17 protein-coding genes are annotated in these 20,773 nt (G+C 62.2%); 10 read left to right on the forward strand and 7 right to left on the reverse strand.

All coding sequences use genetic code 11. The annotated features are described in order from the left end of the window. Positions 1–216 precede the first annotated feature (216 nt). Both purL and KGA85_RS01645 read left to right on the forward strand, forming a co-directional pair. Positions 217–4,113, forward strand: a complete 3,897-nt coding sequence (purL, locus tag KGA85_RS01640; RefSeq protein ID WP_223458633.1) for a phosphoribosylformylglycinamidine synthase — start codon at positions 217–219, stop codon at positions 4,111–4,113. Positions 4,114–4,118: 5 nt separating this feature from the next. Continuing rightward, positions 4,119–4,430 carry a YqfO family protein gene (locus KGA85_RS01645; protein WP_008053216.1) on the forward strand — a complete coding sequence of 104 codons (312 nt, stop codon included), beginning with the start codon at positions 4,119–4,121 and terminating at the stop codon, positions 4,428–4,430. Between the two features lie 226 nt (positions 4,431–4,656). Here KGA85_RS01645 and nagE read toward each other — a convergent pair whose 3' ends face one another. The 7 genes from nagE to KGA85_RS01680 form a co-directional block, all read right to left on the reverse strand. Beyond that, positions 4,657–6,372, reverse strand: a complete 1,716-nt coding sequence (nagE, locus tag KGA85_RS01650) for an N-acetylglucosamine-specific PTS transporter subunit IIBC (protein ID WP_223458636.1) — start codon at positions 6,370–6,372, stop codon at positions 4,657–4,659. 29 nt (positions 6,373–6,401) lie between these two features. Continuing rightward, complete coding sequence (gene ptsP, locus KGA85_RS01655; RefSeq protein ID WP_223533078.1) at positions 6,402–8,918, reverse strand: phosphoenolpyruvate--protein phosphotransferase; 2,517 nt, start codon at positions 8,916–8,918, stop codon at positions 6,402–6,404. Between the two features lie 36 nt (positions 8,919–8,954). Next, positions 8,955–9,977, reverse strand: coding sequence for an SIS domain-containing protein (locus KGA85_RS01660; RefSeq protein ID WP_223458640.1), 1,023 nt, complete (start codon positions 9,975–9,977; stop codon positions 8,955–8,957). Then, a complete protein-coding gene (gene nagA / locus KGA85_RS01665) occupies positions 9,958–11,064 on the reverse strand; it encodes an N-acetylglucosamine-6-phosphate deacetylase (RefSeq protein WP_223542854.1) in 1,107 nt (368 codons plus the stop codon). The genes KGA85_RS01660 and nagA overlap by 20 nt, the downstream gene beginning before the upstream one ends. Before the next feature lie 48 nt (positions 11,065–11,112). Continuing rightward, positions 11,113–11,844: a GntR family transcriptional regulator gene (locus tag KGA85_RS01670; protein ID WP_223533085.1), complete on the reverse strand. Its 732-nt coding sequence runs from the start codon at positions 11,842–11,844 to the stop codon at positions 11,113–11,115. Between the two features lie 294 nt (positions 11,845–12,138). Then, on the reverse strand, positions 12,139–12,642 hold the full coding sequence (locus tag KGA85_RS01675) for a murein L,D-transpeptidase family protein (RefSeq protein WP_007982819.1): 504 nt from the start codon (positions 12,640–12,642) through the stop codon (positions 12,139–12,141). Between the two features lie 51 nt (positions 12,643–12,693). Beyond that, positions 12,694–13,242 carry an NUDIX hydrolase gene (locus KGA85_RS01680; RefSeq protein ID WP_223458644.1) on the reverse strand — a complete coding sequence of 183 codons (549 nt, stop codon included), beginning with the start codon at positions 13,240–13,242 and terminating at the stop codon, positions 12,694–12,696. Positions 13,243–13,389: 147 nt separating this feature from the next. Here KGA85_RS01680 and KGA85_RS01685 point away from each other — a divergent pair, with 147 nt between their 5' ends. The 8 genes from KGA85_RS01685 (at position 13,390) to guaA (ending at position 20,739) form a co-directional block, all read left to right on the forward strand. Further along, positions 13,390–13,989, forward strand: a complete 600-nt coding sequence (locus KGA85_RS01685; RefSeq protein ID WP_223458646.1) for a CoA pyrophosphatase — start codon at positions 13,390–13,392, stop codon at positions 13,987–13,989. 72 nt (positions 13,990–14,061) lie between these two features. After that, positions 14,062–14,586 (forward strand): gamma carbonic anhydrase family protein, encoded by a 525-nt coding sequence (locus KGA85_RS01690; RefSeq protein WP_223458649.1) that lies wholly within the window; start codon positions 14,062–14,064, stop codon positions 14,584–14,586. Beyond that, positions 14,583–14,798 carry a DUF1289 domain-containing protein gene (locus KGA85_RS01695; RefSeq protein WP_223458651.1) on the forward strand — a complete coding sequence of 72 codons (216 nt, stop codon included), beginning with the start codon at positions 14,583–14,585 and terminating at the stop codon, positions 14,796–14,798. Before KGA85_RS01690 ends, KGA85_RS01695 begins: the two co-directional genes overlap by 4 nt. Positions 14,799–14,988: 190 nt before the next feature. After that, entirely contained in the window at positions 14,989–15,456 is a 468-nt protein-coding gene (locus KGA85_RS01700) for a VUT family protein (protein ID WP_095943066.1), read from the forward strand. A gap of 87 nt (positions 15,457–15,543) precedes the next feature. Further along, positions 15,544–16,725 carry a formate-dependent phosphoribosylglycinamide formyltransferase gene (gene purT / locus KGA85_RS01705; protein WP_223458652.1) on the forward strand — a complete coding sequence of 394 codons (1,182 nt, stop codon included), beginning with the start codon at positions 15,544–15,546 and terminating at the stop codon, positions 16,723–16,725. A 201-nt stretch (positions 16,726–16,926) separates the two neighbouring features. Then, positions 16,927–17,475: a sugar ABC transporter ATPase gene (locus KGA85_RS01710; protein WP_223458654.1), complete on the forward strand. Its 549-nt coding sequence runs from the start codon at positions 16,927–16,929 to the stop codon at positions 17,473–17,475. Positions 17,476–17,592: 117 nt separating this feature from the next. After that, positions 17,593–19,062, forward strand: a complete 1,470-nt coding sequence (guaB, locus tag KGA85_RS01715) for an IMP dehydrogenase (RefSeq protein WP_008053208.1) — start codon at positions 17,593–17,595, stop codon at positions 19,060–19,062. 99 nt (positions 19,063–19,161) lie between these two features. Further along, the gene (gene guaA / locus KGA85_RS01720) at positions 19,162–20,739 is read left to right on the forward strand and encodes a glutamine-hydrolyzing GMP synthase (RefSeq protein WP_223536089.1); all 1,578 of its coding nucleotides are present in this window, start codon (positions 19,162–19,164) and stop codon (positions 20,737–20,739) included. The last annotated feature ends 34 nt before the right edge of the window (positions 20,740–20,773 follow it).

The following is a 20,773-nucleotide window of genomic DNA, read 5'->3' on the forward strand; positions in this document are numbered from 1 at the left end:
CAAAACCGGCCGAAACCCCGCAGGAATGGGCTTTGTCTGCATTTTGTTACAGTAAAAATAAGCTGTCGTCACACACTCGGTTAACCTGACTTTCGAGGCAGAAACACAGATCGACGCCCGGGTGCAACCGTGCGTAGCGTTTCGGGTGCTGTCGCGGGCTGTTTAGGCTAGAATGCACGGCCTCAAAGCACACCCCTTCCCGAGGCTGTCCCGAAGATGTTGATCCTGCGCGGCGCTCCTGCCCTTTCTGCCTTTCGCCACAGCAAACTCCTTGAGCAACTGAGCCAGAAGGTTCCGGCTGTCAGTGGCCTGTATGCTGAATTCGCTCACTTCGCCGAAGTTACCGGCGTCCTGACCGGCGACGAACAGCAGGTGCTTGCGCGCCTTCTGAAGTACGGTCCAAGCGTTCCGGTACAGGAACCGACCGGTCGTCTGTTTCTGGTGCTGCCGCGTTTCGGCACCATCTCGCCGTGGTCGAGCAAGGCCAGCGACATCGCCCGTAACTGTGGCCTGGCGAAAATCCAGCGCCTTGAGCGCGGCATCGCGTTCTACGTGGCCGGCCAGTTCAGCGACGCTGAAGCCCAGCTGATCGCCGACGGTCTGCACGACCGCATGACCCAGATCGTCCTGGGCAACCTCGAACAGGCCGCCGGCCTGTTCAGCCACGCCGAACCGAAACCCCTGACCGCCATCGACGTGCTGGGTGGCGGCCGTGCCGCGCTGGAAAAAGCCAACACCGAGCTGGGCCTGGCCCTGGCCGAAGACGAGATCGACTATCTGGTCAACGCCTTCGTCGGCTTGAAGCGCAACCCGCACGACATCGAACTGATGATGTTCGCCCAGGCGAACTCCGAGCACTGCCGTCACAAGATCTTCAACGCCAGTTGGGATATCGACGGCCAGAGCCAGGAAAAAAGCCTGTTCGGCATGATCAAGAACACCTACGTGATGCACAGCGAAGGCGTTCTGTCGGCTTATAAGGACAACGCTTCGGTGATCGTCGGCTCCGTCGCCGGTCGCTTCTTCCCGGACCCTGAGACCCGCCAGTACGGCGCGGTGCAGGAGCCGGTGCACATCCTGATGAAGGTTGAAACCCACAACCACCCGACCGCGATTGCCCCGTTCCCGGGCGCATCCACCGGTTCCGGTGGCGAAATCCGCGACGAAGGCGCGACCGGCCGTGGCGCCAAGCCGAAGGCTGGCCTGACCGGTTTCACCGTGTCCAACCTGCAAATCCCGGGCTTCGAACAGCCGTGGGAAGTGCCGTACGGCAAGCCTGAGCGCATCGTTACCGCCCTGGACATCATGATCGAAGGCCCGCTGGGCGGCGCTGCGTTCAACAACGAATTCGGCCGTCCGGCCCTGACCGGTTACTTCCGTACCTTCGAACAATCGATCACCACCCCGCACGGTGACGAAGTTCGCGGTTACCACAAGCCGATCATGCTGGCTGGTGGTATGGGCAACATCCGTGAAGAACACGTCAAGAAAGGCGAGATCCTGGTCGGCTCCAAGCTGATCGTGCTCGGCGGCCCGGCGATGCTGATCGGCCTGGGCGGCGGCGCGGCTTCCTCCATGGCCACCGGCACCAGCTCGGCGGACCTGGACTTCGCTTCGGTACAGCGCGAAAACCCGGAAATGGAACGTCGCTGCCAGGAAGTCATCGACCGTTGCTGGCAACTGGGCGACAAGAACCCGATCAGCTTCATCCACGACGTGGGTGCGGGCGGTCTGTCCAACGCCTTCCCGGAACTGGTCAACGACGGCGACCGCGGTGGCCGTTTCGAACTGCGCAACATTCCAAACGACGAGCCGGGCATGGCCCCGCACGAAATCTGGTCCAACGAATCCCAGGAACGCTACGTACTGGCGGTCGGCCCGGCGGATTTCGAACGCTTCAAGGCGATCTGCGAACGTGAGCGTTGCCCGTTCGCCGTGGTCGGCGAAGCCACTGCTGAACCACAGCTGACCGTGACCGATAGCCACTTCGGCAACAGCCCGGTGGACATGCCGCTGGAAGTGCTGCTGGGCAAGGCTCCGCGCATGCACCGTTCGGTGGTTCGTGAAAACGAGCTGGGCGATGATTTCGATCCGTCGACCCTCGACATCGCCAACTGCGTCGAGCGCGTCCTGCATCACCCGGCCGTGGCGAGCAAGAGCTTCCTGATCACCATCGGCGACCGCACCATCACCGGCCTCGTGGCCCGTGACCAAATGGTCGGCCCATGGCAGGTTCCGGTAGCCGACGTTGCCGTCACCGCCACCAGCTTCGACGTCTACACCGGTGAAGCCATGGCCATGGGCGAGCGTACTCCGCTGGCACTGCTGGACGCTCCGGCGTCGGGCCGCATGGCCATCGGCGAAACCCTGACCAACATCGCCGCTTCGCGCATCGGCAAGATCTCCGACATCAAGTTGTCGGCGAACTGGATGTCCGCTGCCGGTCACCCGGGTGAAGACGCACGCCTGTACGACACCGTGAAAGCGGTCGGCATGGAGCTGTGCCCTGAGCTGGGCATTACCATTCCGGTGGGCAAGGACTCGATGTCCATGGCCACGCGCTGGAACGATGAAGGCGTGGACAAGTCCGTCACTTCGCCGATGTCCCTGATCGTGACCGGATTCGCGCCAGTGACTGACATCCGTCAGACCCTGACCCCGCAACTGCGCATGGACAAGGGCACCACTGACCTGATCCTGATCGACCTCGGCCGCGGCCAGAACCGCATGGGCGCCTCGATCCTCGCGCAGGTTCACGGCAAGCTCGGCAAGCAGGCTCCGGACGTCGATGACGCCGAAGACCTGAAAGCGTTCTTCGCGGTGATCCAGGGCCTCAACGCCGACGGTCACCTGCTGGCTTACCACGACCGTTCCGACGGTGGTCTGTTGACCAGCGTTGTCGAGATGGCGTTCGCTGGTCACTGCGGCCTGAGCCTGAACCTCGACGGTCTGGCAGAAACCTCCGCCGACATCGCCGCCATCCTGTTCAACGAAGAACTGGGCGCCGTGATCCAGGTTCGCCAGGACGCCACCCCGGACATCCTCGCGCAGTTCAGCGCCGCCGGCCTGGGCGATTGCGTGTCGGTGATCGGTCAGCCAATCAACAATGGCGAGATCAGCATCACCTTCAACGGTGACACCGTGTTCGAAGGCCAGCGTCGTCTGCTGCAACGCCAGTGGGCCGCGACCAGCTACCAGATCCAGCGTCTGCGTGACAACGCCGACTGCGCCGAGCAAGAGTTCGACGTGCTGCTGGAAGAAGACAACCCGGGCCTGAGCGTCAAGCTGAGCTACGACATCAACCAGGACATCGCCGCGCCTTACATCAAGAAAGGCATTCGCCCACAGGTTGCCGTACTGCGTGAGCAGGGCGTCAACGGTCAGGTGGAAATGGCGGCCGCGTTCGACCGCGCCGGTTTCAACGCGATCGACGTGCACATGAGCGACATTCTGGCCGGCCGTGTCGACCTGAACGAGTTCAAGGGCATGGTCGCTTGCGGTGGCTTCTCTTACGGCGACGTATTGGGTGCCGGTGAAGGCTGGGCGAAATCCGCACTGTTCAACAGCCGTGCCCGCGATGCGTTCCAGGGCTTCTTCGAACGCAACGACAGCTTCACCCTCGGCGTGTGCAACGGTTGCCAGATGATGTCCAACCTGCACGAGCTGATCCCGGGCAGCGAGTTCTGGCCGCACTTCGTGCGCAACCGTTCCGAGCAGTTCGAAGCCCGTGTTGCCATGGTGCAGATCCAGGAGTCGAACTCGATCTTCCTGCAAGGCATGGCCGGTTCGCGCATGCCGATCGCCATCGCCCACGGCGAAGGCCATGCCGAGTTCTCCAGCGAAGAAGCACTGCTGGAAGCCGATCTGTCGGGTTGCGTGGCGATGCGTTTCGTCGACAACCACGGCAAGGTCACCGAAAGCTACCCGGCCAACCCGAACGGCTCGCCGCGCGGGATCACCGGCCTGACCAGCCGCGACGGTCGCGTGACCATCATGATGCCGCACCCGGAACGTGTGTTCCGCGCCGTGCAGAACTCGTGGCGCTCCGATGACTGGAACGAAGATGCACCGCTGATGCGTATGTTCCGTAACGCTCGCGTCTGGGTGAACTGATAGCCGTGTACAAGCTCAGCTTCTTTGTTCCCGACAGTCATGTCGAAGTGGTCAAAAGTGCCGTATTCGCCGCCGGTGGCGGTCGAATCGGTGCTTACGACCACTGTGCATGGCAGGTGTTGGGCCTCGGTCAGTTTCGTCCACTGGACGGCAGTCAGCCGTTCATTGGCGAGGCAGGGCAGGTCGAGCAGGTCGAGGAATGGAAGGTTGAGCTGGTGGTGGCGGATGAGTTGATTCGCTCGGTGGTGGCGGCTCTTAAGCAGAGCCATCCCTACGAGACACCGGCTTATGAAGTGTGGCGGCTGGAGGATTTCTGATCTTCCCGGCTGCTGAAATGAGAAACCCGCTGAAAGTGATTTCAGCGGGTTTTTTGTTGCAAGCCGTTCAACGAATGTACACTGATCAAAACTGTGGGAGCGGGCTTGCTCGCGAAGGCGGCGGGTCGGTCAGCATTGATGTTGACTGACACTCCCTCTTCGCGAGCAAGTCGGATCGCCGCGCCGCCGCTCCCACATTGGTTCGATGTAGGCCGGCAATCAGGTGCTAAACCTTGGCACTCACCTCAGTACGATTGACCAACGCTTCCAGCGCATCACTCACACTCGGTGCCTTGTCGCCAATCAACAGATGCCAGATGCCACCTTCCAACTGGCTGACTCCCTGGCAACCCAACGCTTTCAAATCACACTCCGACAACGCTTTGCCATTGTCCAGTTGCAGACGGATGCGGGTCATCGCGATGCAATCGAGTTGCAGCACATTGTTGCCACCGCCCAGGGCATTGAGCCATTGCTGGGCCTCGGGTGTTGCCACGGCGGCAGGTGGAGGTGCGTCGATTTCTGCCGCTGGTGACGACACCAAGGCGCGACCCAGCGCCGGCATCGCCAGGCGAATTTCATCGGCAATCGCGTCGGCCAAAGGCCCCACCACCACCTGCAAACTTCCGCCCTTGCCCGGACGCACCACGGCCATGGCGCCGAGCGCTTTCAGATCGGTATCCGATGCCTTGTTGCGATCCACCATGTCCAGGCGCAAGCGCGTGGTGCAGGCGCCGACGGTGATCAGGTTTTCGGCACCGCCCAAGGCCTTTATGTAAGCCCCGGCGCGTTCATTGTCGGCCACCGCAACCTGCGGGGTGGCAGCGCTGGTTTCGCGGCCCGGTGTCTTCAGGTCGAAGCGGCGGATACAGAAATCAAACACCACGTAATAGATCACCGTATACGCCAGGCCCACTGGGAACACCAGCCAGCCGTTGGTGGACTTGCCCCAGCCAAGAATCATGTCGATGAAGCCGCCGGAGAAGGTGAAGCCCAAATGGATGTTCAGGGCATTGGTGATGGCCATCGACAGGCCGGTCAGCAACGCATGCAGCAGAAACAGCAACGGCGCGAGGAACATGAAGGCGAATTCGATCGGCTCGGTGACGCCGGTCAGGAACGCGGTCAACGCCATCGACAGGAAGATCCCGCCCATCACCTTGCGCCGTTCCGGCAGGGCGTTGCGGTACATCGCCAGGCAGGCGGCGGGCAGGCCGAAGATCATCATCGGGAACATGCCGGTCATGAACTGGCCACCTTTCGGGTCGCCGGCGAAGTAGCGTGACAGGTCGCCAGTCACCAGCGCGCCGGTGGTGGGGTCGGTGAAGTTGCCGAACACGAACCACGCCATGTTGTTGAGGATGTGGTGCAGGCCGGTGACGATCAGCAGGCGGTTGAACACGCCGAAGACGAATGCGCCGAAGCTGCCGCTTTCCATCATCAGCGTGCCGAAGCTGTTGATGCCGTGCTGGATCGGCGGCCAGATGTAGCCGAACACCACGCCCAGCCCCACGGCGGCGAACCCGGTGGCAATCGGCACAAAGCGCCGGCCCCCGAAGAACGCCAGGTATTCCGGCAGCTTGATGTCCTTGAAGCGGTTGTACAGCGCGCCGGCCATCAGGCCGCTGACGATCCCGGCGAGCATGCCCATGTTGATGCTCGGGTCGAGCACCTTGAGGGTGGAGATCATCACCAGGTAGCCGATCACTCCGGCAAGACCCGCCGTACCATTGTTGTCTTTGGCGAAACCGACCGCGATGCCGATGGCGAAGATCATCGCCAGGTTGGCGAAAATCACCTGGCCGGCGTCGTGGATGATCGCGATGTTCAGCAGGTCGGTATCGCCCAGGCGCAGCAGCAGGCCGGCAATCGGCAGGATCGCGATCGGCAGCATCAGCGCGCGCCCGAGGCGTTGCAGGCCTTCGATGAAAAGTTGGTACATGGCGGTTCTCCGTGGATTTTTGTTGTTCTTTAGCTCAGAGGCCAATGCTGGTGACAGGCGTGACGCACCGCGCCGGCGCTGCTCAGCTTGAGCAAGTCCAGGCTGATGCGCCGGCATTCGCTGGCGTCGAGATGACGCACGCGGTCCTTGATTTCACCGACCTGTACCGGGCTCACCGACAATTCACTGACCCCCAGGCCGATCAACACCGGCGTGGCCAACGGATCGGACGCCAGTGCACCGCACACGCCCACCCAACGGTTGTGCAACGCCGCACCGGCACAGGTCTGGGCGATCAACCGCAGCAGCGCCGGGTGCAGTGCATCGACGCGGGCGGCGAGCCCGGCGTGGTCGCGGTCCATGGCCAGGGTGTATTGCGACAGGTCGTTGGTGCCGATGGACAGGAAGTCCGCGTGTTCGGCCAGTTGCTCGGCCAGCAGCGCGGCGGCCGGAACCTCGATCATCACCCCCAGCTCCGGGCGTTGCGCCAGGCCGAGTTCACCGCACAAGGCATCGAGGCGTTGGCGGATATGCAGCAGCTCATCGACTTCCGTGACCATCGGCAGCAGGATCCGGCAGCGTGACAACGGGCGCAGGTGCAGCAGCGCGCGCAGTTGCTGGTCGAGCAGTTCAGGGCGAACCTGGGCCAGGCGAATGCCGCGCAGGCCGAGCACCGGATTGGCCTCGGCGGGCAGCGGCAGGTAGTCCAGTTGCTTGTCGCCGCCGACGTCGATGGTGCGGATGATCACCGACTTGTCGCCCATGGCATCGAGCACCGCTTGATAGGCGTGGTGCTGTTCCTGTTCGTCCGGGGCGGTGTGGCGGTCGACGAAGAGAAACTCGGTACGCAGCAAGCCGACGCCGTCGGCGCCATTGGCCAGTGCGTCTGCCGCTTCCGTGCTGGACGCCACGTTGGCGGCGACTTCGATGCGCAGGCCATCGGTGGTCAGCGCGGGTGTGTGCGCTTGGGCCTGCTGTTCGGCCCGGCGTTGTTGCTGTAGCTGTTGCAGCTGGCGCACGTCCGCCAGGCGCTGTGTGCTGGGTGTCAGTTCGAGGCGGCCGCCGTCGGCGTCCAGCACCACCGGTTGCCCCTGTTGCTGATCGAGCAGCGTCGAGCCCAGTGCGACCATGCACGGCAGGCCTTTGCCCCGGGCCAGAATCGCCACGTGGGAGGTCGCGCCGCCTTCGGCCATGCACAACCCGGCGACGCCTTGCTGGCTCAGTTGCAGTAAATCGGAAGGCGTCAGTTCATGCGCCGCGACGATGGCGCCGGCCGGCACATCGTAATGCCAGGTATCGCCGAGCAATGCGCGCAGCACCCGTTGCTTGAGGTCGCGCAGGTCGTTGGCGCGCTCGGCCAGCAGCGTGCTGCCGGTTTGCTGGAGGACTTCGCATTGCACGTCGATGGCTTGGCTCCAGGCGTGCGTCGCGGCCGTGCCCTGGGCGACGGTTTGACTGGCGGCGTCCAGCAGGGCCGGGTCTTCGAGCAGTGCCAGGTGTGCGGAGAAAATCGCCTCTTCGGCGGTGTCCTTGTGTTTTTTCGCCTGGGCCAGCGTGTGCTCGATTTCGCTGCGCACCTGGCACAGAGCTGCATCCAGAACATGCTGTTGTTGCTGCGGATCATGCTGGCCGGCATCCAGCGGCAGGCTGATTGCATTCAGGCGAAACAGCGGCCCGCCGACCAGGCCGGGTGCCGCGCAGACGCCGTGCAACACGCCGGCTTCGGCGGGGCGATTGCGTTGGGCAATCGTGGCTGGCGCGGCGGCGTGGCTATCTTCGGCCAAGGCTGTGGATAACGCGGTCAGCAAGGCTTGCAGCGCGGCTTCGGCATCTGGCCCCCGACAACTGACCTGGACCTCCGCCTGCTCGCCGACGGCCAGCCCCATCAGGCCGATCAGGCTGTCGCAGGTGGCCGACTTGCCGGCGAAATGCAGCTGCGATTTGCTTTTGAATCCTTGCGCGGTCTGACGGATCAGTGCGGCTGGCCGCGCATGCAGGCCGCCACGGTGAGCAATGCGCCCGTGACCGACAATCTCGGCGCCGGCAAAATCGGCATCAACCTGTGCGCTCGACGTCTGTCGACGAATGATGTGCAGCAGCGGCTCGCCGACCTTTACCGACTTGAGGGTGATGGGCCGTGCCTGAAAGTCCTGGCTGTTGGTGAGGATCAGCAGGCTGACCAGGCTCTTGCACTGTTGCGCGACCTTGTCGAGGTCGTAGCGCAGCAACGGTTGGCCGTTGGCGACGCGCGCGCCTTCCTTGACCAGCATCGAGAAGCCCTGGCCCTGCAACTCGACCGTGTCGAGGCCCAGGTGCAGGAGCAGTTCTGCGCCGTTGTCGGCACGCAGGGTTACCGCGTGACCGGTGCGGGCGACATGCACCACCACGCCGGCGCAGGGTGCGTGGAGCGTGTCGTTGAGCGGATCGATGGCGATGCCGTCACCCATGGCGCCGCTGGCAAACACCGGGTCCGGGACTTTGGCGAGCGTGAGCACCGGGCCGCTGAGCGGGGCGCTTAAGGTCAGCTCTTTATTGTTGTTATGCATGGCTCGGTCTCATCAGGAAATCGTTTCGAGTCGGACTCAATGGGTGCGTGTCACTTTGCTCAGGTGTCGCGGCTGGTCCGGGTCCATGCCACGGGCCACGGCCAGGCCGGCGGCCATCACGTAGAAACTCTGGATCGCCAGAATCGGGTCGAGGGCCGGGTGTTCGGCGCGGGTCAGCGTCAGGTCGCGTTCAAGCACGTCATCCGGCGCGGCCAGCAGGACACGGGCGCCGCGCTGGCGCATGTCGGCGGCCAGGCTCAACAAACTGGCCTGTTCGGCGCCCCGTGGGGCAAACACCAGCAGCGGGTAGTTGTCGCCGATCAAGGCCATCGGGCCGTGACGGACTTCGGCGCTGCTGAAGGCTTCGGCCTGGATCGCCGAGGTCTCCTTGAACTTGAGCGCCGCTTCCTGGGCGATGGCGAAACCGGCGCCACGGCCGATCACCATCAATCGCTGGCAATCGCGCAAGGCGTCGATGGCCGGGCTCCAGTCCTGTTGCGCGGCGTCGCGCAGGCCGTCGGGCAAGGCAGAGCCGGCCTCGAGCAATTCGGCGTCTTCTTTCCAGTGGCCAATCAACCGGGCGCTGGCGCTGAGGGTGGCGATAAAACTCTTGGTCGCAGCGACGCTGCTTTCGGTGCCGGCACACAGCGGCAGGCTGAATTCGCAGGCGGCTTCCAGCGGCGAGTCTTCGACGTTGACCAGCGAAATGCTCAAGGCACCGCGCTTGCGCAACAGGCGCAGGCTGTTGACCAGGTCCGGGCTTTGCCCCGATTGCGAAAAGGCGAATGCCACCTGGCCGCTGACCTTCAATGGCGCCTGCTGCATGGTCACCACCGACATCGGCAGCGACGCCACCGGGATGCCCAGCAGTTGCATGGTCAGGTAGGCGAAGTAGCTGGCGGCATGGTCGGAGCTGCCGCGCGCCACGGTCATGGCCACTTGCGGCGGCTGACGACGCAGGCGCCCGGCGATCTCGATCATCTGCGGGTCGAGTGTTTGCAACTGGGCCTGCACGGCCTGGAACGAGGACAGCGCCTCTTCAAGCATTTTTGAAGTCAATGTCTTCTCCTTCGACCATGACAGCGGTCAGTTTCAGTGAGCGATCCAGCCGCACGCAGTCGGCCCAGGCCCCCGGTTGCAGGCGCCCGCGTTCGGTGATGCCGAGGTAGTCGGCGGGGAATTGCGACAGGCGCTGCGAGGCTTCGGCGATGGACAGGCCGATCTTCACCAGGTTGCGCAGGGCCTGATCCATGGTCAGCGTGCTGCCGGCCAGGGTGCCGTCGGGCAGGCGCACGCCGCCCAGGCATTTGGTCACGGTGTGGCTGCCGAGTTTGTACTCGCCATCGGGCATGCCGGCGGCGGCGGTCGAATCGGTGACGCAATACAGGCACGGAATCGAACGCAGGGCCACGCGGATGGCGCCGGGGTGCACGTGCAGCAAGTCCGGAATCAGTTCGGCGAATTTGGCGTGGGCCAGGGCTGCGCCGACGATCCCCGGTTCGCGGTGATGCAGCGGGCTCATGGCGTTGTAGAGGTGGGTGAAACTGCTGGCACCGGCCTCCAGCGCGGCCACGCCTTCCTCATAACTGCCCAGAGTGTGGCCGATCTGCATGCGAACGCCGCGGTTGCTGAGGTCGCGGATCAAGGCGTCGTGACCGGCGATTTCCGGGGCAATGGTGATCACCCGGATCGGTGCGAGCGCCAGGTATGCTTCGACTTCAGTCATCAGCGCGGTGTGGGCGAAGTTGGGTTGCGCGCCGAGTTTGCCAGGGTTGATGTAGGGGCCTTCGAGGTGCACGCCGAGCACCCGGGCGCAGCCTTTGGGTCGCTGCTCACAGAATTCACCGACGGCCTTGAGCACGTGCAAGATCTCTTCGTTCGGTGCGGTCATGGTGGTGGCCAGCAGCGACGTCGTGCCGAAGCGCACGTGGGTTCGGGTGATGGTTTCGAAGGCCGACGCGCCTTCCATGATGTCTTTGCCGCCGCCTCCGTGCACGTGCAGGTCGATAAAGCCCGGCAGCAGGTACGGCAGATCATTGTCCGCCGGATCGCAGGGCTGGCCTTCGATCGACACGACTTTACCGTGCTCGTGGACCAGTCGGCCGCGAACCCAGCCGTGGGCGGTGAGGATGTTGTCTTCGGACATGTCTGGATCTCGGTGTTTAGCGACGCAGCTCTTTATCTACGAAGCTCTTTATCTTCGAAGCTCTGCGACAAAGTCGTAGTAGTCGTTACGGCAATAGGTGTCGGTGACTTCGATGGGCGTGTTGTCTTCGAGGTAGCCGACCCGGGTCATCAGCAACATGGCGGTGCCGGGGGCGATGCCCACCAGTGCGGCGAACTCGTCCGAGGCGTTGATCGCCTGGATGTGCTGCAGGGCACGGACCACCGGTTTGCCGATGCCGTCGAGGAACTCGTAGAGGGAATCGCCCACCGCCTGCGGCTTGGGAATGATCGAGGCGGGCAGGGTGCTCATCTCGATGGCCATCACCGTGTCGTCGGCCTTGCGCAGGCGTTTGAGGCGCGCAACCTTGTCGTTGGGCGACAGGCCGAGGCGAATCAGCTCTTCGTGGGTCGGCAGGGTGATTTCCCGCTCCAGCCATTGCGAACCGGGCACGAAACCCTTGAGGCGGAGCATTTCACTGAAGCCGGAAAGGCGCGACAACGGTTGTTCGAGGCGCGGCGTGATGAAGGTGCCGGAGCCCTGGTTGCGGCGGATCAGGCCTTGTTCGAACAACACTTCCAGCGCCTTGCGGGCGGTGACGCGGGAGATGCCCAGCGTCTCGCTCAAGTTGCGTTCCGATGGCATAGCCTGCTCGGCTTTCCACTGGCCGGCATGGATCGCCGCTTCCAGGCTGCGTGCCAGTTGCAGGTACAACGGTGTGGGTTGGGTGTCGTCGGGGCGCAGGGCCTGGAGATCGTTCATGGCGGGTGTCCGGGGCGGATATTGGAATGTTTTTGCCCGTGAATGGGCGAAAACTAATACCACTTGAATACCATGTCAACGCCAGGGCTTTACCGCAGGCGAGCAAGAACACGCCGATTATGGCCGGCTGGAGGTGGGTTGGTTTGAAGTGGTATTAGAGGTAGGGTTTAAAGCGACAAAGATCGCAGCCTGCGGCAGCTCCTACAGAGCGAAATGGTATTCACCCAGTAGGAGCTGCCGCAGGCTGCGATCTTCTAAATTTATTTTTCGAGAGCGACCAACGGTCGTGGGGAATTACGGGCGGATTTCGATCATCGTGCCGTCCGGCACCAGATTCCAGACTTCGCGCATGTCCATGTTGCGCATGGCGATGCAGCCGTCGGTCCAGTCCAGGGTGTGGAACAGGTCTTCGGGGGTGTCTTCGCTGTCCGGGGTGCCGTGGATCATGATCATGCCGCCGGGCTCGACGCCTTCACGACGGGCGCGGGCAGAGTCGCTGATGTTCGGGTAGGAAATGTGCATCGCCAGGTTGAAGCGGTCGCTGATCTTGCGCCAGTCGACCCAGTAGAAGCCTTCCGGGGTGCGCTTGTCGCCTTCCATCAGCTTCGGCCCCTTGGGACGCTTGCCCAGGGAAATGCGATAGGTCTTGAGCGGCTTGCCGTCATTGATCAATTGCAATTGATGGGAAGACTTGAGAATCAGGATTTTCTCGATGACCTTGCCGTCCAGGGTTTCCACGGCAGAAGCCTGGGATACCGTGACGAACGACAAACAGAACAGGGCAAGCAACCAGCGCATTGAAACGATTCCCCAGGAGGTGTCGCGACTATTTATTTATAATAGATGTTTTTAGTTGGCAGGCTGAGCAAGCGGCGGGATCGATTCAGACCGTACGGGATAGACCTCGGTCCGCCGGTCAGCGAAGAAGCATTCTAAGGTACGGCCCACCGTGCGGAAAGCCAGCTCATCCCAAGGAATGTCCGCTTCGTCGAATAGTTGTACTTCCAGGCTCTCGGGGCCGGCAGAAAAATCCAGGTCCGCCAGCTCGGCACGGAAGAACACATGCACCTGACTGATGTGTGGCACGTCGATCAGGGTATAGATGCTCAGGTTGCGCACCCGGGCGCAGGCTTCCTCGGCGGTTTCGCGAATGGCTGCCTGCTCGATGGTCTCACCGTTCTCCATGAAACCGGCGGGCAGGGTCCAGTAACCGCGGCGCGGCTCGATGGCCCGCCGGCACAACAACACCTTGGTGCCCCAGGTCGCCACGCAGCCGGCGACGATGTTGGGGTTCTGGTAGTGAATGGCCTGACAACTGTCGCAGACAAAACGCAGGCGCGAATCGCCTTCGGGAATGCGCTGGGTCACCGGGTTACCGCACTGGCTGCAAAATTTCATGCTGGGGTTCCTGAATGCTGCGCCTATCTTGGCGTGCGGCAGTGTCTGTCGGCAAGTTGTCGTTTCGCGACATGGGGCGGTTGCGGGGGTTGGGCGACCGCAGCGATTGGTGCATGATGCCGGGTAGGGCACAGATCGAGAACACTCATGCTGGACGAGCTACTGCATCGGGTTAGTAACCACACACCACGCACATTGGAGACCGACCGTCGTTTTCCCGAGGCCGCGGTGCTGGTGCCTATCACCCGCAGTGACGAGCCTCAGCTGGTGTTGACCCTGCGTGCCAGCGGCCTGTCGACCCATGGCGGCGAAGTCGCCTTTCCCGGCGGGCGCCGTGACCCCGAAGACCCCGACCTGATTTTCACCGCCCTGCGTGAAGCCGAAGAAGAGATCGGCCTGCCACCGGGGCTGGTCGAGGTGATCGGCCCGCTCAGCCCGCTGATCAGCCTGCATGGTATCCAGGTCACGCCCTATGTCGGGGTAATCCCTGATTTTGTCGAATACCGGGCCAACGATGCCGAGATCGCCGCGGTGTTCAGTGTGCCCCTGGAGTTCTTCCGCAAAGACCCCCGCGAACATACCCATCGCATCGATTATCAGGGCCGCAGCTGGTACGTGCCGAGCTATCGCTTTGGCGAATACAAGATCTGGGGGCTGACGGCGATCATGATCGTCGAGTTGATCAACCTGCTGTATGACGCCAAAATCAGCCTGCATCAGCCTCCCAAAAGCTTTATCAATATCTGACGCCATCGTTCGAATGGCCTGAATCCTGATTTTGCTGAAAAAAAGCCTGCCTGAGCCTTGAGGAATACCACAATGAAATACCGCCTGGGCGACGCCCGCGTCGAAACCCATCCACAGAGCTGGGTCGCACCCAATGCCGTGCTGGTGGGCAAGGTCAAGCTGGAAGAGGGCGCCAACGTCTGGTTCAACGCCGTATTGCGTGGCGACAACGAATTGATCCTGATCGGCAAGAACAGCAACGTCCAGGACGGTACCGTGATGCACACCGACATGGGCTACCCGCTGACCATCGGCACCGGCGTGACCATCGGCCACAATGCCATGCTCCACGGCTGCACCGTCGGCGACTACAGCCTGATCGGCATCAACGCGGTAATTCTCAATGGCGCGAAGATCGGCAAGAACTGCATCATCGGCGCCAATTCGCTGATCGGCGAAGGCAAAGAGATTCCGGACGGATCGCTGGTCATGGGGTCGCCCGGCAAAGTGGTGCGCGAATTGACCGAGCCGCAAGTCAAGATGCTGGAAGCCAGCGCTGCTCACTATGTACACAACTCGCAGCGCTATGCCCGCGACCTGGCCGAGCAGGAAGAATGACTGCCACCGAGCGCCCGGTAGCATCGCCCTGCGTGAATATTTGTGCGCTGGACGACGATGATATCTGCACCGGTTGCCAACGCACGGTGGAGGAGATTACTCGCTGGAGCCGCATGGACAACGACGAGCGACGCAAGGTGCTGGGGTTGTGTCATGAGCGGGCCAAGTCCAGTGGGTTGATCTGGATGCTGCCTTCCAAATCCGATAACTGAGTGGCGGAGCTTCTGTGGCGAGGGAGCTTGCTCCCGCTGGGTTGCGAAGCAACCCCAAAAATCTCAAGTGAATGTGCTGATTTCGGGGCCGCTACGCGACCCGACGGGAGCAAGCTCCCTCGCCACAGGTTATTTGTGTACCGAAGATGAAGTACCCTGTGCACAAAATTGACAGGTACTTGTACACGCCATGCTCTTCCTGATCGCCTACATCAGCAGCGTCGTGCTGATCAACTACGCCTTTTCCACCGCGCCGCACCTGGACATCATCTGGTCGGCCTGGGGCGGGCTGGTTTTTGTGTTGCGCGACATGGTGCAAGCTCGGTTCGGGCATGGCGCTCTCGCGGCGATGCTGGTGGCGCTGGTGTTGTCCTATGTCACCTCCGATCCGTCCATCGCCCTGGCCAGCGCCACGGCGTTCGCGGTTTCCGAGTGCATCGACTGGCTGGTGTTCAGCATCACCAGGCGCCCGCTGCATGATCGCCTGTGGATAAGTTCGGCCCTGAGCATTCCCCTCGATACCTTTATCTTTTTCGGCATGATCGACGCCCTGACGCCGGGGGTGATCCTCACCGCCCTGGGTTCGAAATTCGCCGGGGTCACCGCCGTGTGGCTGATCATGGCCTGGCGCCTGCGCAAACAGGCTGTCGTCGGCTGAAGTTCATGTAAAATGCCGCGCTTTCTCCCCATGGGAAGCGCGCATGGCGACGCGTCCCTCGATGATCCGCTCCTTGAGGACCTTCAGATGACCCGTATCGGAACTCCATTGTCGCCCACCGCGACCCGCGTATTGATGTGTGGCTGTGGCGAGTTGGGCAAGGAAGTGGTGATCGAGCTGCAACGCCTGGGCGTTGAAGTAATTGCCGTGGACCGCTACGCCAACGCGCCGGCCATGCAGGTGGCGCACCGCAGCCACGTGATCAACATGCTCGATGGTGCTGCGCTGCGCGCCGTGATCGAAGCCGAGAAGCCGCACTTCATCGTCCCGGAAATCGAAGCCATCGCCACCGCGACCCTGGTGGAACTGGAAGCCGAAGGCTTCACCGTGATCCCGACCGCCCGTGCTGCGCAATTGACCATGAACCGCGAAGGCATCCGTCGCCTGGCCGCTGAAGAGCTGGACCTGCCGACCTCGCCGTACCACTTCGCCGACACCTTCGAGGACTACAGCAAAGCCGTCGAAGACCTCGGTTTCCCATGCGTGGTCAAGCCGGTCATGAGTTCCTCGGGCAAGGGCCAGAGCCTGTTGCGTAGCGTCGATGACGTGCAGAAAGCCTGGGACTACGCCCAGGAGGGTGGTCGTGCCGGTAAAGGTCGGGTGATCATCGAGGGCTTCATCGATTTCGACTACGAAATCACCCTGCTGACCGTGCGCCACGTCGGCGGCACCACCTTCTGCGCGCCGGTCGGCCACCGTCAGGAGAAGGGCGACTATCAGGAATCCTGGCAGCCGCAAGCCATGAGCCCGGCTGCCCTGGCTGAGTCCGAGCGTGTCGCCAAAGCAGTGACCGAAGCCCTGGGTGGCCGTGGTCTGTTCGGCGTCGAGCTGTTCATCAAGGGCGATCAGGTGTGGTTCAGCGAAGTCTCGCCGCGCCCGCACGACACCGGCCTGGTCACGCTGATTTCCCAGGACCTGTCGCAGTTTGCCTTGCACGCACGGGCCATTCTCGGTCTGCCGATCCCGTTGATCCGTCAGTTCGGGCCTTCGGCTTCGGCGGTGATCCTGGTGGAAGGGCAGTCGACCCAGACCGCATTCGCCAACCTCGGCGCTGCCTTGAGCGAGCCGGATACCGCGCTGCGCCTGTTCGGCAAGCCTGAAGTCAACGGCCAGCGCCGCATGGGCGTGGCACTGGCCCGCGACGAATCGATCGACGCCGCCCGCGCCAAGGCGACCCGTGCTTCGCAAGCGGTTGTTGTAGAGCTGTAAGTACCTTCACGGGCCGGCCTGCATCCCTGTAGGAGCGGGCTTGCCCGCGAATGCGATCTGACATTCAGCAATGATGTCGACTGACACACCGCCTTCGCGGGCAAGCCCGCTCCCACAGGTTCGGTGCCATTCATCAGGTCTGGGTCAGCCTATAATTTGTGGATGCTCCAGACCCTTTATCAAAGTTTCAGGCCTGTACCCATGAATTCCCAAAGCATCATCGTCCCGAAAATCTCCACCCTGCCGGTGCACGAACCCCGGGCCAGGGCCGTCGTGCGCTGGCTGGTGCGCAAGAACATCATCGAGGAACAGCTGACCACTTGCGGCCGCACCGGCAATCGCATGGCCCACGCCATCGCCGAAGGTGCCCGCGCAGTGGTGCTGCACCCCGAAGCCCTGCCGTTCGGCGAACCGATCAATGGCCTGGAGATCATCACCAAGCGCTGCATCTATACGCCAGCCAAGGGTTTCCTTGAAGAGGCGGGCTGCGCCGAGTGCCGCAAGGAAGTGGGTGAAGCCCTGTTCGAAAGCCTGGAAGACTGGATGCCGGGGCGCACCGACAACTTCACCTGCCCCGAATGCGGGCATGAAGACGACATCAACGGCTTCCTGTTCCTGCAGGAATGCGGCTTCTCCAACCTCGGTTTCATCTTCAATAATTGGGCCGAAGCCGGGTTCAAACAGCGCTTTCTCGATGAATTCGCCGATTGGCTCGATCAGCCGGTCAGTTGGGTGAAAGTCGAATTGTAGGCGCCGCCAATCTCCGTATATCAGTAATGCCAATAATAGACAGAGTTTTACATTGAACCCGAGGGGGTGTCTGACTATAATGGCGCGCTTCCATTTTCCCGCTCGGGAGCCCCCGCGATGCTGCGTATCAGCCAAGAAGCTCTGACATTCGACGACATTCTCCTAGTGCCCGGTTATTCCGAGGTGCTTCCTAACGAAGTCAGTCTCAAGACCCGCCTTACCCGTGGCATCGAGCTGAATATTCCACTGGTCTCCGCCGCCATGGACACCGTCACTGAAGCCCGTCTGGCAATCGCCATGGCTCAGGAAGGTGGTATCGGTATCATCCACAAGAACATGACCATCGAGCAGCAAGCTGCCGAAGTCCGCAAGGTCAAGCGTTACGAAGCCGGTGTGGTCAAGGACCCGATCACCATCGTCGCCGACGCCACCGTGCGCGAGTTGTTCGAACTGACCCGCATGCACAACATCTCCGGCGTTCCGGTGCTGCACAATGGCGACCTGGTCGGCATTGTCACCTCCCGTGACGTGCGTTTCGAGAATCGTCTGGAAGCCACTGTCCGTGAAGTGATGACGCCTAAAGAGCGTCTGGTCACGGTCAAGGAAGGCGCCGACAAGAACGATGTGCGTGAACTGCTGCACAAGCACCGCATCGAACGCGTGCTGATCGTCGACGACAAATTCGCTCTCAAGGGCATGATGACCGTCAACGACATCGAAAAAGCCAAGGCTTACCCGCTGGCCAGCAAGGACGATCAAGGTCGTCTGCGCGTCGGCGCTGCAGTCGGCACCGGTAAAGACACCGGCGATCGCGTTGCCGCGCTGGTCGCTGCCGGCGTTGACGTGGTGGTGGTCGACACCGCTCACGGTCACTCCAAGGGCGTGATCGATCGCGTTCGCTGGGTCAAGCAGAACTTCCCTGAAGTGCAGGTCATCGGCGGCAACATCGCCACCGGCGCTGCCGCCAAGGCCTTGGCCGAAGCTGGCGCTGACGCAGTCAAGGTCGGTATCGGCCCTGGCTCGATCTGCACCACCCGCATCGTCGCCGGTGTCGGCGTGCCGCAAATCAGTGCCATCGCCAACGTTGCCGCTGCCCTTGAAGGCACTGGTGTACCGTTGATCGCCGACGGCGGCATCCGTTTCTCCGGTGACCTGTCCAAGGCCATCGTGGCCGGTGCTTCCTGCGTGATGATGGGCTCGATGTTCGCCGGTACCGAAGAAGCGCCAGGCGAGATCGAACTGTTCCAGGGCCGTTCGTACAAGGCTTATCGCGGCATGGGGTCACTGGGCGCCATGTCCCAGGCTCAAGGTTCCTCCGACCGTTACTTCCAGGACTCCTCGGCAGGCGCCGAGAAGCTGGTTCCGGAAGGCATCGAAGGGCGTGTTCCGTACAAGGGCACCCTGAGCGCCATCATCCATCAGCTGATGGGCGGCCTGCGTTCCTCGATGGGCTACACCGGCAGTGCCGACATCGAAGAGATGCGCACCAAGCCTGAGTTCGTGCGGATCACCGGCGCTGGCATGGCCGAATCCCACGTTCACGACGTGCAGATCACCAAGGAAGCGCCAAACTACCGCGTAGGTTGAGCCTTCAAGCAACAAGCTAAGCAACCGGGGCTGTTTTATTCAGCCCCGAGTTGTTTCTGAATCACGACTGTTTCTGAATGACTTAGACGAGACTGAATCATGGCCCTCGATATTCACGCTCACCGCATCCTGATCCTCGACTTCGGTTCCCAGTACACCCAGCTGATCGCCCGCCGCGTGCGTGAAATCGGCGTGTACTGCGAACTGCATCCGTTCGACATGGACGAAGATGCGATCCGCGAATTCGCTCCTAAAGGCGTCATCCTCGCCGGCGGCCCAGAGTCGGTTCACGAAGCCAACAGCCCGCGCTGCCCGCAAGCCGTTTTCGATCTGGGCGTGCCGGTCTTCGGTATCTGCTACGGCATGCAGACCATGGCCGAGCAACTGGGTGGCAAGGTTGAAGGTTCCGAGCTGCGTGAGTTCGGTTATGCCCGCGTTGACGTAGTCGGCAAGAGCCGCCTGCTCGACGGCATCGAAGACCACATCGACGCCGATGGCCTGTTCGGCCTCGACGTGTGGATGAGCCACGGTGACAAAGTCACGAAGATGCCGGAAGACTTCCACATCCTGGCCAGCACCCCGAGCTGCCCGATTGCCGGTATGTTCAACGATGCTCGCGGCTACTACGGCGTGCAGTTCCACCCGGAAGTGACCCATACCAAGCAAGGCGGTCGTATCCTCTCGCGCTTCATCCTCGACATCTGCGGCTGCGAAGCCCTGTGGACGCCATCGAAGATTGCTGAAGACGCCATCGCCCAGGTTCGCGCCCAGGTCGGCACCGACAACGTCCTGCTCGGCCTGTCCGGCGGTGTGGATTCGTCCGTGGTTGCCGCGCTGCTGCACAAGGCCATCGGCGACCAGCTGACCTGCGTGTTCGTCGACAACGGCCTGCTGCGCCTGCACGAAGGCGAGCAAGTGATGGCCATGTTCGCCGAGAACATGGGCGTCAAGGTGATCCGCGCCAACGCCGAAGAGCAGTTCCTCGGCAACCTGGCCGGCGAAGCCGACCCGGAGAAGAAGCGCAAGATCATCGGCCGTACCTTCATCGACGTGTTCGATGCCGAATCCTGCAAGCTGGACAACATCAAGTACCTGGCCCAGGGCACCATCTACCCGGACGTGATCGAGTCGGCTGGCGCGAAAAGCGGCAAGGCCCACGTGATCAAGTCGCACCACAACGTGGGCGGCCTGCCGGAAGAAATGAACCTCAAGCTGGTTGAACCCCTGCGCGAGCTGTTCAAGGACGAAGTCCGTCGTCTGGGCCTGGAACTGGGCCTGCCGTACGACATGGTCTACCGTCACCCGTTCCCGGGCCCGGGCCTGGGTGTGCGCATCCTCGGTGAAGTGAAGAAGGAATACGCCGACCTGCTGCGTCGTGCCGACCACATCTTCATCGAAGAACTGCGCAAGGCCGACTGGTACCACAAGGTCAGCCAGGCATTCGTGGTGTTCCAGCCGGTGAAATCGGTAGGCGTGGTGGGCGATGGCCGTCGTTACGCCTGGGTCGTGGCCCTGCGTGCCGTGGAAACCATCGACTTCATGACCGCGCGTTGGGCGCACCTGCCTTACGAACTGCTGGAAACCGTCAGCGGCCGCATCATCAATGAAATCGAAGGCATCTCCCGCGTCACCTACGACGTGTCGAGCAAGCCGCCAGCGACCATTGAGTGGGAATGATCGAATTGAACCTGTGAAACCAGGTTCAAATCGA

The organism is Pseudomonas sp. GL-B-12 (assembly GCF_019955895.1).
Classification (GTDB): domain Bacteria; phylum Pseudomonadota; class Gammaproteobacteria; order Pseudomonadales; family Pseudomonadaceae; genus Aquipseudomonas.